General features: G+C 63.4%; 14 protein-coding genes. 4 read left to right on the top strand and 10 right to left on the bottom strand.

Features of this window, described 5'->3' with window-relative positions:
• Positions 1 to 23: 23 nt before the first annotated feature.
• The 5 genes from VLU25_11715 to nrdR form a co-directional block, all read right to left on the bottom strand.
• Positions 24 to 692: a zf-HC2 domain-containing protein gene (locus tag VLU25_11715; protein ID HSR68596.1), complete on the bottom strand. Its 669-nt coding sequence runs from the start codon at positions 690 to 692 to the stop codon at positions 24 to 26.
• Positions 693 to 764: 72 nt separating this feature from the next.
• Positions 765 to 1,283 carry a sigma-70 family RNA polymerase sigma factor gene (locus VLU25_11710; GenBank protein ID HSR68595.1) on the bottom strand — a complete coding sequence of 173 codons (519 nt, stop codon included), beginning with the start codon at positions 1,281 to 1,283 and terminating at the stop codon, positions 765 to 767.
• Between the two features lie 193 nt (positions 1,284 to 1,476).
• Positions 1,477 to 1,944: a DUF2062 domain-containing protein gene (locus tag VLU25_11705; protein HSR68594.1), complete on the bottom strand. Its 468-nt coding sequence runs from the start codon at positions 1,942 to 1,944 to the stop codon at positions 1,477 to 1,479.
• Positions 1,937 to 2,983, bottom strand: a complete 1,047-nt coding sequence (gene thiL, locus VLU25_11700) for a thiamine-phosphate kinase (GenBank protein ID HSR68593.1) — start codon at positions 2,981 to 2,983, stop codon at positions 1,937 to 1,939. The genes VLU25_11705 and thiL overlap by 8 nt, the downstream gene beginning before the upstream one ends.
• 15 nt (positions 2,984 to 2,998) lie before the next feature.
• Positions 2,999 to 3,514 (bottom strand): transcriptional regulator NrdR, encoded by a 516-nt coding sequence (gene nrdR, locus VLU25_11695; protein ID HSR68592.1) that lies wholly within the window; start codon positions 3,512 to 3,514, stop codon positions 2,999 to 3,001.
• A 50-nt stretch (positions 3,515 to 3,564) separates the two neighbouring features.
• On the opposite strand from nrdR, the gene VLU25_11690 reads away from it, so the two are divergent.
• Both VLU25_11690 and VLU25_11685 read left to right on the top strand, forming a co-directional pair.
• Positions 3,565 to 5,115 carry a hypothetical protein gene (locus VLU25_11690; GenBank protein HSR68591.1) on the top strand — a complete coding sequence of 517 codons (1,551 nt, stop codon included), beginning with the start codon at positions 3,565 to 3,567 and terminating at the stop codon, positions 5,113 to 5,115.
• Positions 5,116 to 5,142: 27 nt separating this feature from the next.
• Complete coding sequence (locus VLU25_11685; GenBank protein ID HSR68590.1) at positions 5,143 to 6,000, top strand: radical SAM protein; 858 nt, start codon at positions 5,143 to 5,145, stop codon at positions 5,998 to 6,000.
• A gap of 17 nt (positions 6,001 to 6,017) precedes the next feature.
• Here the strand turns inward: VLU25_11685 and udk are convergent, their stop codons facing one another.
• Positions 6,018 to 6,671, bottom strand: a complete 654-nt coding sequence (udk, locus tag VLU25_11680; protein ID HSR68589.1) for a uridine kinase — start codon at positions 6,669 to 6,671, stop codon at positions 6,018 to 6,020.
• A gap of 8 nt (positions 6,672 to 6,679) precedes the next feature.
• The gene (locus VLU25_11675) at positions 6,680 to 7,417 is read right to left on the bottom strand and encodes a hypothetical protein (protein ID HSR68588.1); all 738 of its coding nucleotides are present in this window, start codon (positions 7,415 to 7,417) and stop codon (positions 6,680 to 6,682) included.
• A 118-nt stretch (positions 7,418 to 7,535) separates the two neighbouring features.
• Here VLU25_11675 and VLU25_11670 point away from each other — a divergent pair, with 118 nt between their 5' ends.
• A complete protein-coding gene (locus tag VLU25_11670; protein ID HSR68587.1) occupies positions 7,536 to 8,522 on the top strand; it encodes an NAD(P)H-quinone oxidoreductase in 987 nt (328 codons plus the stop codon).
• Between the two features lie 2 nt (positions 8,523 to 8,524).
• Here the strand turns inward: VLU25_11670 and VLU25_11665 are convergent, their stop codons facing one another.
• Entirely contained in the window at positions 8,525 to 9,313 is a 789-nt protein-coding gene (locus VLU25_11665) for a DUF2071 domain-containing protein (protein HSR68586.1), read from the bottom strand.
• Between the two features lie 56 nt (positions 9,314 to 9,369).
• Here VLU25_11665 and VLU25_11660 point away from each other — a divergent pair, with 56 nt between their 5' ends.
• Positions 9,370 to 11,127 carry a DUF3592 domain-containing protein gene (locus VLU25_11660; GenBank protein ID HSR68585.1) on the top strand — a complete coding sequence of 586 codons (1,758 nt, stop codon included), beginning with the start codon at positions 9,370 to 9,372 and terminating at the stop codon, positions 11,125 to 11,127.
• Between the two features lie 40 nt (positions 11,128 to 11,167).
• Here VLU25_11660 and VLU25_11655 read toward each other — a convergent pair whose 3' ends face one another.
• A complete protein-coding gene (locus tag VLU25_11655) occupies positions 11,168 to 12,853 on the bottom strand; it encodes a CRTAC1 family protein (GenBank protein ID HSR68584.1) in 1,686 nt (561 codons plus the stop codon).
• The coding region (locus tag VLU25_11650; GenBank protein ID HSR68583.1) for a sigma-54 dependent transcriptional regulator at positions 12,850 to 14,233 on the bottom strand (1,384 nt) is incomplete at its 5' end. The genes VLU25_11655 and VLU25_11650, both read right to left, overlap by 4 nt.

The raw sequence follows: 14,233 nt of genomic DNA, 5'->3' as shown, positions 1-14,233 counted from the left end.
TCTTAAGTGGCGTGTATTTTGCCCTATCGATCCTCTTCCGGCGCTTGCGGAGAGCTGGCTGGGTTGCCCTCTCCAGGCTCTTGAGAACCTTCCTCATCGCCTTCCTGACGCAGCTTGTCCTCCTGCTCCTGCACGGAATCCTGATAGCTCTTGAAGAGTCCCGTTACCAGGTGGTAGTCGAGGCGTCCGGTGACGTCCTCGGCCCACAAGGAGATCTCGTTCCACATGCGCTGGCGGGCGTCCTGCATCTTGCTCCAGTAGGAAGAAACCTGGGTGGCGGCTCTCTGTCCGCCCTCGCGCAGATTGGAGAAGGTGAGGTCGGAGGCGCTCAGCCCCGAGAAACCCGGTCCCAGCACGTTGACCATCAGCGACAGGAAGACGAACATGATTCCCGTGGCGAAGGCGAAGCGCTGGGTCAGGAAAGGCTGCAAAGTGGGCAGCAGCAAGTCTCTCCACAGGGAGCGCTTGTCGGGGATGCCCGAGGTCTTGCGCAGGATCGCCTCCACGAGTCCGGGGGGCGGGTCGAGTTCCGGAAACGCCTTGAAGTCGGTTTGCATGCTGCGCAGTTCGTCCATCAGCAGGCGGCAGCGGGCACACGACTCCAGGTGCTCTTCCAGAGCGCTCTGGACGGGCGGCTTCAGTTCGCCTTCCAGATAATCGCTGAGCAGTGTTTCCAGTTGTGCGCAATTCATATTCATTCGCTCGCTCCGCGGCGGGTTCGGCCGGGCCGGGACGCCCCCGCGGTCTCGCGTTACCGTTTCCGTTCAGGCCTCAAGGCCCTTGCCCCGCTTTCGCTGGTCGGTCAGGACCTTGGCCAGTTCCACTCTTCCGCGGTTGATGCGCGATTTGACCGTACCTAGCGGAATGTCGAGGAGATCAGCCATTTCTTGATAGGTCATCTCCTGCAAGTCGCGCAGCACCACCGCTTCTCGCAGCTCCGGCGTAAGCTGGTCCAGTCCGTCCATCAGGAACTCGGCCTTCTCCTTCACATAGAGATTCTGGAAGGGATTGGGAAGTCCTGATTCGGCTTTGAAGTCGATGGCCTCCAATTCGTCGCTTCCGGCCACTTTGCGGTCGTGCTTGCGGGCCCGGTAGTTGTCGATCAACAGGTTGCGCCCTACCCGCATGACCCAGTTTCTCAGCGGACCAGCCTGGGGCCGGTAGCTGTCCAGGTTCTGGTAGACCTTGAGAAAGACGTCCTGCGTCAATTCTTCGGCCAGATCGAAGCGTCCGGTGTATCGGTAAGCCATGTTGTATATCTTCCGGTTGAGGCTTTCCACCACGCTTTCCCAGGCACGGGAATCTCCATTGATGCATCGCTTGGCAAGCTTTGCGTCGGTTGTTTCCAAGGCGTCTTCCTCGGCCTCTCATAGTGACCCTTTCACCGTATGCGAACGGATAGGGCCCTGAAAATGTTCCATGACGCGGACGGAACGCTGCCTCTGATTGTGACAGATCGGGGTAAAGGCTGGAAGATCAGTCCTTTGGCGGGGTAGGGGGGAGGCGTCTCCTGCCGTAGCGGCGCAGCAGGTGGAGGGCCGTCGGATAGGCCAGCGCTCCCAGCAGGATGGCTATGACCATGGAACCGAAGAAGGCGGGAACCAGCAGATCCCACTGGCCGGCCAGGCTCCGCCAGTAGGCCGGAGAGAAGAGATCCTCCAGGCCGGGATGGGGAAGACTGCTCGCTACCGCACCTCCCAGCAGCAGGTAGCCGAACCAGGCTGCGAAAGCGTAATAGGGCACCATCCACCAGGGATTGTTGGTGTAGACGCCGAGCAGGATGGCTACCCGGTTGAGGCGGAAAAAGAAGGCGATCAGCAGGCCGAGAATGGTGTGCAGACCGAGGAAGGGCGAGAAGCCCAAGAAGACGCCCACGGCGTAGGCCAGGGCGGTGCGGCGGGGAGACTCGCCCAGCCCGAGGAGCTTGCGCAGTTGTTTACGCATTCCCGTCTCCGAAGTGCTGGTAGCCGGAGATCTTCAGAGGACGCCGCTTTCCCCGGAGGTCGCGCAGGAAGATTGCGGGAGGCCCCTGCTCCAGGTGTCCGATGAGCCCGCAATGCTGTCCCCGAGGCAAGGGGCATTGCTCCAGTTCCAGGACGCGCTGGGGATCGAGGCTGAAGAGCAGGGCGTAGTCCTCGCCTCCCTTGAGGGCGGCCTGCAGGCGTGGCTCGGTCTCGTCGGCCGCCTCTTCCGGCTCCTGAGCGCGCAGAAAGTCGTTCAGGGCCCGCTCCTCGAGGACGGCCGCGAGGCGGCTGCTGCGCAGCAGGTGGCCCAGGTCGGCGCAGAGTCCGTCGCTGAGATCGATCATGCTGCGGGCCAGCTCCCGGCTCTGCAGCCAGCATCCCGCCTGCAGCGGCGGCTGAGGACGCAGCAAAGCCTCCCACAGGCGTCCGCGGCGGGGATCGCCCTTGCCCTGCCGCAACTCCCCGCCATCCTCGACGGCGCTCAGGTCGGGATCGTGGCGGCGCAGGGAGAGGAGTCCGCGGCGGGCCAGGCCCAAGTGTCCGGCCACCGCCAGCCCCTCGCCCGCCCGTCCGCCTGAGCGCAGCACTGCTTCGCCTTTCTCGAGGTATCCCCAGGCCGTGACGGTGATTTGAACCTGAGAGGCGGCGGCCAGATTGCCTCCGATGAGCGGACAATGCCAGTGGCTGCAGGCTTGCAGGAGGCCTTCCAGCAGACAGTGTGCCCACCGCTCGCCGGTATCCTGGGGGAGGCACAGGCTGAGCAGGGCGGCGTGAGGACGCGCCCCCATGGCCCCCAGGTCGCTGAGGCTGACGGCCAGGGCTTTGTGTCCCAAGAACGCCGGCGAACTCCAGCGGCGGCGGAAGTGCACGTCCTCGACCAGGGTGTCGGTGGTGACGAGCAGGCGCCGGGCGAAGGAAGGGTCGAAGACGGCGCAGTCGTCCCCGATGCCGGTCAGGAGTCCTTCGGGAACCTCTTGGCGGCGCTGGGCGATCCAGTCGATAAGTTGGAATTCGCGCATGTCGGGTGAAGGGCTTCAGGCCTTTTCCAGGGATTCCTCCTCGGCGGCTCTCCCCTCTTCCACCAGTTTGCTGCGGGTCTTTTCCACAAAAAGCTGGTTGATGACCTTCATGAATTCCCCAACGTCGTCGAATTCCAGGTAGACCGAAGCGAAGCGCAAATAGGCCACCTTGTCCAGTTTGAGCAGCTTTTCCATGAGCATGCGGCCTACTGCCTGGGAAGAGAGTTCGCGCTGGCTGCTTTCCATCAAACGCCGCTCCACCGCGTCCACGATCTCCTCAAGGGTCCGCGCCTTCACAGGACGCTTCTCGCAGGCTTTGAGCAGTCCGCTGAGCAGCTTGGAACGGTCGAAAGCCTCGCGGGTGCCGCTCTTTTTCACCACCATGAGAGGAATTTCGTCTATCCGTTCGTAGGTCGTGAAGCGCTTCTCGCAGTGCAGGCACAGGCGCCGCCGCCGCACGACGCTCCCTTCGGCAGCTTCGCGGGTGTCGACGACCCGGTCGCGAGGATGTCCGCAGAAAGGGCAGCGCATCCGACATAGATACCATTTCCGGCGAATGGGATACAATGGCGCCTGCCGATATGAAACGTCTTCTCATCTATCTCGCCGCCCTGCTGGCAGGGTCAGCTTGGCTCTCGGCCCAGCAGGCATCCGATTCCCCGGGGGCGGACGATCCCCAGAATCTGCTCAACATACAGTTCCAGGAAGACCTGCGCGTTTTCACCGTGATGGCGGCCATCAATGCGGCCGGATTCGACTACGAAAAGGACGGCCAGTCCATGTCGGACGTCCGCCAGTCCGTCCGCTCAGCGCTGGAGCAGAGCCTGGACGAGTCGATGAAAGCCCGCCTGGCCGCCAGCTTCCAGCAGCATGCCCAAGTGGCCTCTCCCCGCGACCGGCACGTGGCCTACACCTCCCTGGCTCTGATTCTCTCGGGACCGCCCGACTTCCAGCTCAATATGAAAGAAGCCGACATGCCCGGCGACACCTGGCGCGTGCGCGGCTTTCAGTCTTTGCTGGCCGATTTTTTCAAGATGGGCAAGATCGACGAGCTGTGGGACCGCTACCGCTCGCGCTACACCACCGAGCTGGCCGGATACGTCCCCGTGCTGCGGGAGTCCATCCGCCGCACGCTGGACTACTTTCGCATTCCCGTGCGGGTCATGGTCGATCGCCGCATCATCCTCATCCCCGACCTGCTCAACGCCCACGACATCGTCAACGCCCGTAACCTGGAACGCACCTATTACGTGGTGGTGGGGCCCACCGACGATCCCTCCAACAACGTCGTTCAGTTGCAGCATGAGTATCTGCATACCCTGGTCGATCCGCTGATGGCGCGTCAGAGCAAGGTATTGGAGGAGCACCGCGGACTCTTCGAGCTGGCCGAGGCGCAGCCTCAAATGCGCTCGGTCATCCAGCAACGCTACGAACTGATGGTCATCGAATCGCTCATCGAGGCCATTCAACTGCGCATGAACCCGCCTCCGGAGGAAGCCATGAAGGAGCGCACCGTCCGCCTCTTTCGGGAAGGTCTGGTGCTGTTTCCTTTCTTCTACCGCTCCCTGGCCGATTACGAAGAGAACGAACTGCTGGCTCTTCCCTCCTTCCTCGACATCATCCTCCAGAACATCGACGAGAAGTCGGTGGAGGAAGACCGCAGGGCCGTCGTCCGCATGGAGCAGGAGATGGAGGCCGAACGGGCCGCAGCCGAGGCTGAATTGGCGGCCAAGAACGAGGACGTGCGCCTCCACAACCGCCGGGTGCAGTTGCTGCAGGAAAGCGGACGGATGATGTCGGAGAACCGCCTGCAAGAGGCCGAAGAAACCCTCCGCACGCTCCTCTCCGAATATCCGGATGAGCCGGCGGCGCTCTTCTACATGGCTCAACTCAAGTCCAAGGTCGGACTTCATGACGAGGCTTACGGCTGGTACCGCAAGACCTTCGAGTCGCAGGCCGAAGCCTGGATCAAAGCCTCCTCGCTGCTGCGCATGGGACGCATCGACGCCGCCCGGGGACGCTTCGATCAGGCCCGCCAGCGCTTTCAGGCCGTGCAGCAGTTGGAAGGCGACTTGCGGGGAGCGGAGGAGGAAGCCCGCGACCTGCTCAGCAAGCTTCCGCCCGCCCAGTAGAGGCCGGCTTTCGCAGGTCCGGCTGCCATGCAAGTTACACGGACCACTGTCAAGAACATCCTCACTCGGGCCTCCGGGTATCTGAAAGAGGTCTGTTCCCACTCCCTGCAACCCTACCGCGGATGCACCCTGGGCAACTCGCTCTGCGGAGTGGGCTGCTATGTGCGTCACAACCAGTGGGTCACCCGGGGACGTCCCTGGGGAAGCTTCCTGGAAGTGCGCGAAAACGCCGCCGCCTCCTACCTCGAGCGCTATGCCGCCGAACGCCGCTGGGCGCGCCGCCTCCGGGGAGGCCTGTCGATCTTTCTCTCCAGCGCCACCGAGCCTTTCCTGCCTCAGGAAAAGCGTTATGGGATTACCGGGGAAGTGCTGCGGGCCATGTTGCAGAGTCCGCCCGATGAATTGATCTTGCAGACTCACAGCCATCGGGTTGGGGACCACCTCGAGCTGCTCCACCAGTTGGCCCAGGCGACAAGCCTGCGCGTTCATATTTCTATCGAGAGCGACCGGGATCGCCTGCCGGGGCTTCCGCCTCCCGCCTCCAGCGTGGAAAAGCGTTTTGAGGCCGCGCGGCGGCTCAAGCAGGGCGGACTTTTCACCGTCGTCACCGTCTCGCCTATGCTGCCCGTCCGTGAGCCTGAGGTCTTCTTTCAACGGATCGCCGACTGCGCCCAGGCGGTCGTGCTCGACCATTTCATCGGCGGAGACGGCACTCCCGACGGCCGCCGCACCCGGGCCACCGGGCTGCCTGAGGCTATGGAGAAGGTCGACCCCGAGTGCCTGAATCTCGACTACCGCGACCGCATGGCCGAGGTGGCCCGCCGCTACCTCCCCGGACGCGTCGGCATCGGCGCCTCGGGATTTGCAGGCCGGTATGAAGGGTGAGGAAGTACCCTGGCCCTTCAGGTCACCCAATCGGCACGGGGGCTGAGGGTGCTGGTGCCGTCCACCAGGGAACGGATCTTGGCCAGCAGCACGTCGATCGCCACCCTGTTGGCTCCGCCCTCCGGAATGATCAGGTCGGCGAAGCGCTTGGAGGGTTCCACGAACTCGCGGTGCATGGGCTTGACCGTCCTCAAGTACTGCTGGATGACGCTCTGCAGGCTGCGTCCGCGCTTTTCCATGTCGCGCTTGAGGCGGCGGATGAAACGCACGTCGTCATCGGTGTCGACATAGAGCCGCAAGTCCATCAACTCGCGCAGATCGGGATCGCAGAGGATGAGGATGCCGTCCACGATAATGACCCGTTCCGGTTGCGCAGCAATGGTTTCCTTCTTGCGGGCATGGGCGGCGAAATCGTAGATGGGTACCTCGACGGAGCGGCCATCGAGAAGCTCTTTGAGGTGCTCGATGAGCAGAGAGGACTCAAGCGAGTCGGGATGGTCGTAGTTGAGCCGGCAGCGCTTCTCGAAACTGAGATGGCTTTGGTCCTTGTAGTAGGAGTCGTGCTGCAGCAGGGTGACGGCGTCGGCTCCGATCTCGCGGATCAGCTTTCGCACCACGGTGGTCTTGCCGGACCCGGTGCCTCCGGCAACGCCGATGATGATCGGCCTCATGACATGCTCTAGCCCTTCATAAGCAGTTTCTTCAGGACCCCTTCGCGGGTCAGCGTGTATTCGCCGGGCAGGGTTTCCTCCACCGCCGGACGGTAGCCCTTCACCGTCCAGCCGGTCTCCGCCAGGCGTTCCAGGACCCAGGCCCTGACGCGGGGACGATCCTCGCATTCCAGGTAGGCTTCCAGGATCTTCTCGCGGCGGCTCTGGTCGTCGCCCGAGAAAAAATAGTCCATGGCGGCCAGCAAGACGTCGTCGTCGTCATCCTCAAGATAGAGGGCCACCGCCTCGTCCAGCTCGGGTGAGCGCTCCACGTCATTGACGGCCCGCAGCACCTGAGCGATGGGATCGGAACTGGAAGGCGGGTTCTCCCACTGGTAATGAAGCCATTCCACCAGCTTGTCCCGGTATTCCTCCGCGGGCAGGATGCGCCGCAGCCCCTCCAGCGGCCAGTAGACTTGGCGTTCCGAGCGCAAAAAGCGCATCAGCGGATCGACCATCTCCCGGCCCATCTGCTCGATCCATCCCACTAGTTGCTGCTTCTCCTGTTCGTCCTGAGTGGTGGGCGAAATGTTGACCTTGAAGCGGTCGAGAGCGCCCAGGCAGGAGTCGGGAGTCCCCATCTCCAGCAGCCGCTGCACCGCATTGATGCGGTTGGCGGCCTCGCCGTGAGGCTCCCGAGCCTTCTTGCGCAAGCGTTCGATCTGCTTCTCGGGCGAACGTGAGAACAGTGATGACAGCCAACTCATAGACACTGCTTACGATAGCTCTTTGGGCGTAGGCTTTCAAACCCCCTCCCGCTGGCGCAAGAACAACCTCCAAGCTCCCGACTCCCAAGAGGGGACTGTCCTCCCTATAATGACCGATATGAAAGCCATCGTGATCAGTGAGCCCGGCGGACCCGAGGTGTTGCGCCTGCGCGAGGTGGAGGAACCTGGGCTGGAGGGCGACGAGATTCTGGTGAGGGTTTCGGCCACCGCCCTCAATCGAGCCGACTGCTTGCAGCGGCGCGGACTCTATCCGGCGCCTCCCGACGCTCCCGCCGATATTCCCGGTCTGGAATTCGCCGGTCAGGTGGAAGCCCTGGGTCCCAGAGCCTCGCGCTTTCGGGCCGGCGACCGCGTCATGGGACTTCTCAGCGGAGGCGGCTATGCCGAAAAAGTGGCCGTCCCGGAGAGCCAGGTGCTAGACATCCCCGAAGAGTGGAGCGATGAAGAAGCCGCCGCTTTTCCCGAGGCCTACTTCACCGCTTACGACGCCCTCTTTCCCCAGCTCGGCCTCAAGATGGGAGAGCTCATCCTCATCCACGCCGTGGGCAGCGGCGTCGGTCTGGCCGCCCTGCAGCTCAGCAAAGCCGCCGGAGCCGGGGTGCTGGGAACGGCGGGCAGCCGCCAAAAGCTCGAGAAAGCCCGCCAGTTCGGACTGGATGAGGCCATCTGCTACAAAGAGCAGGACTTCGCCCAAGAAGTCGAACGATTCACCCGAGGAAAAGGCGTTCAAGCCGTTCTCGACTTCGTGGGAGCCGACTATTTCGCCCGCAACCTTCAGGTTCTGGCCCCTCTGGGCCGCCTCATCATCGTGGGACTGCTGAGCGGAGCCCAATGCCCGGCCGACCTTTCCCAAATCTTGCGCAAACGCCTGCGGGTCATGGGAACGGTGCTGCGGGTTCGCGACGGCTGGGAAAAAGCCCAGTTGACGGAACGGGTCAGGCAATGCGTGCTGCCGCTGGCTGCTTGGGGCGAAATCGTTCCGGTGCTGGACAGCATCTTCGACCTCTCCCAGGCCCCCGAAGCCCACCGCCGCATGGAAGCCAACCGCAACTTCGGCAAGATCGTCCTGCGCTGCAACGGGTGAACTTAGCTGGGCCGGCCGGCCCGCCAGGTGTTTTCCGTCAGCCGGGCTACAGTCCTGAATCCGAGAATCTCGACCTCGAGGAGATCGCAGTGATGGAGCAAGGGATCCGTTGCCGACACGGCCAGGCCATGCGACTCCAACAGGTTCGACTGCAGACTCAACAGCTCAGCCTGCCTCAGAGGCCAGGGACGGTGACGCACACGGGCTTGAATGAGGCGGTCCTTGTGGGCCGTGTAGAGGCAATAACGTTCGGTCAGAAAGAAGTCCAGCGAATCCGGCAAGACCTGGGGCAGAGGTTCCCCAACCTTCCAGGACGCCTCAAAGTGCGCCTCAGCCACACCCCGCTCGATTCGTCTGCTGCTGTAACGGATGACGGCAGCGTCAGGGACACATTGCATGTCAGCGTGAAAGTAAGGCAGATGATAAAAGCGCCGGGCCACTTCCACCATGAGGCGGTGGGATGCGTCCAGGGAGAAGAACCAGACACCGGGCTGGCGGTGCCGGTGAACGTAAGTACGCACGTTCAACTCCACCATGGCCCGCAATCCGGGGATAGCCGGCAGGCCGGGGCGGCGGATGCCGTCCATGGTAAAGGGAACGGCGCCGATCCAAGCCTGCCCGTCGAAGGTGTCGACCGTGAGTCCCGAGGGCAGGCGCGACTGAATCGCCTGCGGCGGCAACGGCCAATGAAGGAAGAGCAGGTTGCGCCAATTCTGCCGCATGATCGGCCCAGCGCCGTCAGTCTCCCGCATCCTCACTCGGTCGCTTTCCTGGGGGGCCTCGGCGTTCATGACGATCACGATAGCATTCTTGCCGCCGGGACGGGATTGGGCGAAAATGGCGGCCCGTGAAACCGCTCAAAAAGTCGATCAAGAAAGACTCCGCCTGGGGCGGAGGCTGCCTGATTCTCTTCGGGTTGCCCTTCCTGGGCGCAGGGGTGCTGGTCGGATCCATCGCCTTCGGGTCCATGGCCGACTGGTGGGAGATCAGCAGCGGTTGGGTCGAGGTGCCGGCCACCATTCTGCAAGCCGACCTGGAGACCCATACCGGCGATGACAGCACCACTTACTCGGTCAAGGCGCTCTACGAGTACGAATTTCAAGGCAAGTTTTACGAGAATGATCGAGTCGCCCTGACCGGCGGAGCCGACAACATCGGCAGCTTCCACCACGACGCCTACCGCGAGCTGGACGAGCACAGACGCTCGGGAGAGCCTTTCATGTGCTGGGTCGATCCCGATGATCCCGGCCGCTCCATCCTCTATCCCGACCCCCGCTGGGGATTGTTGCTCTTTATGGGCGGTTTCTCGCTGGTCTTTTCGGGCGCGGGATTGGGCGTCATGATCGCGGGCCTTTTCGGCTGGAGAAAAGGAGCCGTCCAGGAGAAGCAGGAAAAGCGCCATCCTTCCCAGCCCTGGCTGTGGAAAGAGGAATGGAAGGATAGCCGCATCAAGGGCTCCTCCCGGCGCCAATTCTGGTTCATGGCCTTTTTCGCCGGCGTCTGGAACTTGATCTCCTGGCCGATAGCGCTGCTCATCATTCCCTCGGAGTTGGAACAGGAAAACCTGGCGGTCCTCATCGCGCTGCTCTTTCCCCTGGTGGGCCTGCTGTTGGCCTACGCGGCCGTTCACATGTACTTGAAGTGGCGCAAGTTCGGGGACACCGTGCTGGAAATGTCGAGCATGCCGGGCGTGATCGGAGGCTATCTTTCAGGACGCCTGCTCACCGGCGTCAAGTCGGTGCCCCCGGACGGCTTCCGGCTCAGCCTCAACTGCGTCCACCAGCGGGTCACCGGGTCTGGGGACAACCGCAAGACCCGGGAGACCGTTCTCTGGCAAGAAACCGCCCATGTTCCCCCCGAGCGGGTCGAGCCGGGAATGAAGGGGTGCATGATCCCGGTTCGTTTCGCCATACCCTACGACGCCCAAGGCACCGACGAGTCCAACCGCAACGACAAGGTGATCTGGAAGTTGAAGGCCTCGGCCGAAATGCCGGGGATCGACTACTCCAGCGATGTCGAAGTGCCGGTCTTCAAGACCTCCGACAGCAATCCCGACTTCAAGTTCGAAGAGAGCTTCGAGATGGAGCCGGAGAGCGTTGACGAGGTCGTCAAGAGCCTGTCCGACTACGGAATCGAGGTGGAAGAAACGCCTCGGGGACGCCGCTACCGCTTCAAGCCCAAACGGGTGAAGGGCCTCTTCCTCGGCATGGCCCTGGTTTTTCTCGTCTGGACCGGGATCGTGGCGGCCATAGCCTGGGCAGGCGCGCCTCTCTTCTTTGTGGCCGTCTTCGCCCTCTTCGACGTCCTCCTGGTAGTCGGCTTCTTCAGCCTCTGGCTGGGGGAGAACGTGGTCATCACCAGTCCGGGCGGGCTGTCGTTCTCAGGCGGAATGCTGGGCCTCTCCCGCTCGCTGACCGATGTCTTCCCCGTCGACATCGAAAAGCTCGACATCTCCCCGGGCCTGACCGTCAACGACCGGGTCTACTATCGAATTCAACTCGTCACCTGCGACGGAAAAAAGCACACCCTGGCCTCCCAACTCGACAACAAGCGCCTGGCCCGCCGCCTGGTCCGCGAGTTCGAGGAGCCCTGGAAAGACGCTTAAGGACCGGCCCTCCTTCGCCTGGCTGCCGAGGGCTTCGCGGTTAGGGCTCCTGCACCGTATGCAGACGATTAACAGCAGGGTCTTCCAAGACCTGGCGCACTCCCGATGGCCACACGATCTCGACGCGGTCGACCTTTTCAATCTCACCCAGCCCGAAAGCAATGACCGCTTCGCTGGCGGAAAGATAGGAACGCCCCGAGGTCAGCTCGCGGACCCAGGTCGATGACCCGGCGGTCAGCCGCAAACGGGCTCCGTAGCCGCTGCGGTTGCTCTTGTTTCCCTGAAGGCGCAGACGGATCCAGTTGCCCTGGGGGTGATCGTTGCGCAGCAGGCGGGCGGGTCCGCCGTTTTCGGTGATGACGAGGTCGAGGTCTCCGTCGGCATCGATGTCGGCCCCGGCCAGTCCGCGTCCCACGATGGGCACCAGCAGGGGACTCTGCGGCGGTTCCTGGGAAGGCTCGAAGCTGCCTTCCCCCTTGTTCCAGAAGAGCTGGGCCGGCTGACGGTAGGATTGGCTGGCCTGGGTGCGGGCGATGTCGGGCTCGATGTGTCCGTTGACGATGAGGACGTCGAGGCGTCCGTCGCTGTTGAAGTCTTCGCAGAGGAGTCCGAAGGCCAGCGTCATCAAGGTGGGGAGTCCGATGCCCGAAGGGGCCGCGTCGTCTACGAAGAAGCCATTCCCGATGGCGCGGAAATAAGCTGACATCTCGTGTGAGAAGTTGCCGATCACCACGTCGCTGAGGCCGTTTCCGTCCAGGTCGCCCGAGTCGATTCCCATGCCTCCCCGGGCGGCTCCCGATTCGCTGTAGGCCATGCCGCTGTCGATGCCTTCCTCCCTGAAGAACGCGTTGCCGGCGTTGATGAAGAGGAAGTTTCGGACCGTGTCGTTGGCCACCGCGATGTCGGGCCATCCGTCCTGATTGTGATCGAGCACCACCACCCCCAGCGCCTTCCCCTTGTGCTCGGCCAGGCCCGCGGCGGCGCTCACGTCTTTGAAGGAGCCGCCTCCCAGGTTGCGGTAGAGCTTGTTGGCCACGCTGGGATAGACCTCGGGGGTGCAGTAGGTGCGATGAACGCCGTCAGGACTGCAAGGGATGTCGCCGTCGGCGGACCACTCCACGTAGCGTCCCACGAAGAGGTCGAGGTAGCCGTCGCGGTCGTAGTCGAGCCAGGCCGCGCCCGAGCCGAATCCGCCCTCGCTCAATCCGGCGCGCTGGGTCACGTCCTGAAAGCGCCCCCGGCCCAGATTGCGGAAGAGACGCTGCTGGCCCACTCCGCTCAAGAAAAGGTCGGTGAGTCCGTCGTTGTCGAAGTCTCCCGCCGCGGCGCCCATGGCGTAGAAGGAGGCCTCCAGTCCCGACTGTCTGGTGACGTCTTGAAAGCGTCCCTCTCCCAGGTTGCGGTAGAGGGCTCCCTGGGGCCCTTGGGCGCTGTCGCCCCTGAGAGGGGCCCCGTTGAGCAGGTAGAGGTCGGCCAGACCGTCCCCGTCGAAGTCGAAAAAGGCCGCTCCCGAACCCATCGTTTCCGGCAGCAGGCGGTCGTCGGAGGCCGCGTTGAAATGTCTGAAGTCGATGCCGGCTTGGGCGGTGATGTCAGTGAAGGTGGGGCTGGGAATCTGCTCCTCGGGTGCCTCTTCATCCGAGGCCGAGGCGGCGTCCTGTGCGGACGGTTGGCAGGCGGCGGCCAGCGCCGCCGCAAGCATCAGCGCGGGGAGCAGGGACTTCATCGCTGTTGCCCCCAGTTCTTGAGATCGTGTTTGTTCAAGTAGTAGGGCAGGTTGCGCTCGTCGATCCCCAGGAGTTCGGCGGCCTTCCGCCGCACGCCTCCGGCTTCTCTCAGGGCCTGCTTGAGGATGCGGCGCTCCTCGCAGGCCAGCGATTCGCGCAGATTGAATCCGCTGGACTGAGGCTGGGCCTGCTGCTGCACGTTGGCAGGGATGTGGCGCATGGTCAAGACCTTTTCCTGCTCCAGCAATACGGCTCTTTCCAGCACGTTGCGCAGTTCCCGGATGTTGCCGGGCCAGTCGTAGTCCTGCAAGGTGCGCATGGCCTGAGGTTGGATGGAGCGGATGGGCTTGGCGAAGCGCAGGCTGAATTCCTCCAGGAAGGCCTTGGCCAGCACCTCGATATCGTCGCGGCGCTGGCGCAGGGGAGGGATGGGGATGGTGATGACGTTGATGCGGTAGTAGAGGTCCTTGCGGAAGTTGCCCAGCCGTATCTCTTCTTCCAGGTCGGCGTTGGTGGCGGCGACGATGCGCACGTCCACCGTGGTGGAGCGGGTCTCGCCCACCCTCTCGAAGGTGCCCTCCTGCAGCACCCGCAGCACCTTGGACTGGGCGGCGGCGGGCATGCAGGCGATTTCGTCCATGAAGAGCGTGCCCTGGTGAGCCACCTTGAAGCGTCCTTGGCGGTCGTTGAGGGCGCCGGTGAAGGACCCCTTGCGGTGTCCGAAGAATTCGCTTTCGAAGAGGTCGAGCGGCACGGCGCCGCAATTGACGCGCACGAAGGGCCGCTGGGCGCGATGGCTGAGGCGGTGAATCAGGCGCGACACTTCGTCCTTGCCCACCCCCGATTCTCCCAGCAGAAGGACGCTGGAATCGCTGGGAGCCGCCGCCCGCACTACCTCCAGCACCTGCTTCCAGCCCTGGCTGACGCCCAGGGGTTCACGTCGGCGGTCGGCGGCTCCCGCTCCCGAACGCAGGTAAGCCAGTTCCCGCCTCATGCCGCTCTCCTGCAGGGCTCGTTCCACCACCAGCAGCACCTTCTCAGGATCGGCCGGCTTTTGCAGAAAGTCGCAGGCGCCCGACTTCATGCACTCCACCGCCGAGGGCACGTCGGCGTAGGCCGTCAGCACCACCACCGGGAGAGCCGGCGCGCGCTTGCACAGCGAGCGGGTCAATTCGATCCCGTTCATTCCCGGCATCCGCAGGTCGGTGATCACCCCGTCCAGGCCCTGCAAGGAATCGTCTTCCTCCAGTTCCCCGGGGTCGGCGGCGGTGCGCACCTGGTACCCGTTGCGTTCCAGGATGCGGGCCAGCGAGTCTCGTACGTACTCTTCGTCGTCTACAACCAGAATGGTGCCTTTGCTCTTCATGTCGTTGCGTCGT

This window comes from Acidobacteriota bacterium (genome assembly GCA_035471785.1).
Taxonomy (GTDB): domain Bacteria; phylum Acidobacteriota; class UBA6911; order RPQK01; family DATIPO01; genus JANQFM01.
Note: the sequence above shows the minus strand (reverse complement) of the source record. Positions and strands in the feature narration are given on the sequence as shown.

Excerpts from the sequence above, each read along its gene's own strand:
- VLU25_11715 (HSR68596.1), bottom strand. The coding sequence starts at position 692 with ATGAATTGCGCACAACTGGAAACACTGCTCAGCGATTATCTGGAAGGC.
- VLU25_11705 (HSR68594.1), bottom strand. The coding sequence starts at position 1,944 with ATGCGTAAACAACTGCGCAAGCTCCTCGGGCTGGGCGAGTCTCCCCGC.
- thiL (HSR68593.1), bottom strand. The coding sequence starts at position 2,983 with ATGCGCGAATTCCAACTTATCGACTGGATCGCCCAGCGCCGCCAAGAG.
- nrdR (HSR68592.1), bottom strand. The coding sequence starts at position 3,514 with ATGCGCTGCCCTTTCTGCGGACATCCTCGCGACCGGGTCGTCGACACC.
- VLU25_11690 (HSR68591.1), top strand. The coding sequence starts at position 3,565 with ATGAAACGTCTTCTCATCTATCTCGCCGCCCTGCTGGCAGGGTCAGCT.
- VLU25_11685 (HSR68590.1), top strand. The coding sequence starts at position 5,143 with ATGCAAGTTACACGGACCACTGTCAAGAACATCCTCACTCGGGCCTCC.
- udk (HSR68589.1), bottom strand. The coding sequence starts at position 6,671 with ATGAGGCCGATCATCATCGGCGTTGCCGGAGGCACCGGGTCCGGCAAG.
- VLU25_11675 (HSR68588.1), bottom strand. The coding sequence starts at position 7,417 with ATGAGTTGGCTGTCATCACTGTTCTCACGTTCGCCCGAGAAGCAGATC.
- VLU25_11670 (HSR68587.1), top strand. The coding sequence starts at position 7,536 with ATGAAAGCCATCGTGATCAGTGAGCCCGGCGGACCCGAGGTGTTGCGC.
- VLU25_11665 (HSR68586.1), bottom strand. The coding sequence starts at position 9,313 with ATGAACGCCGAGGCCCCCCAGGAAAGCGACCGAGTGAGGATGCGGGAG.
- VLU25_11655 (HSR68584.1), bottom strand. The coding sequence starts at position 12,853 with ATGAAGTCCCTGCTCCCCGCGCTGATGCTTGCGGCGGCGCTGGCCGCC.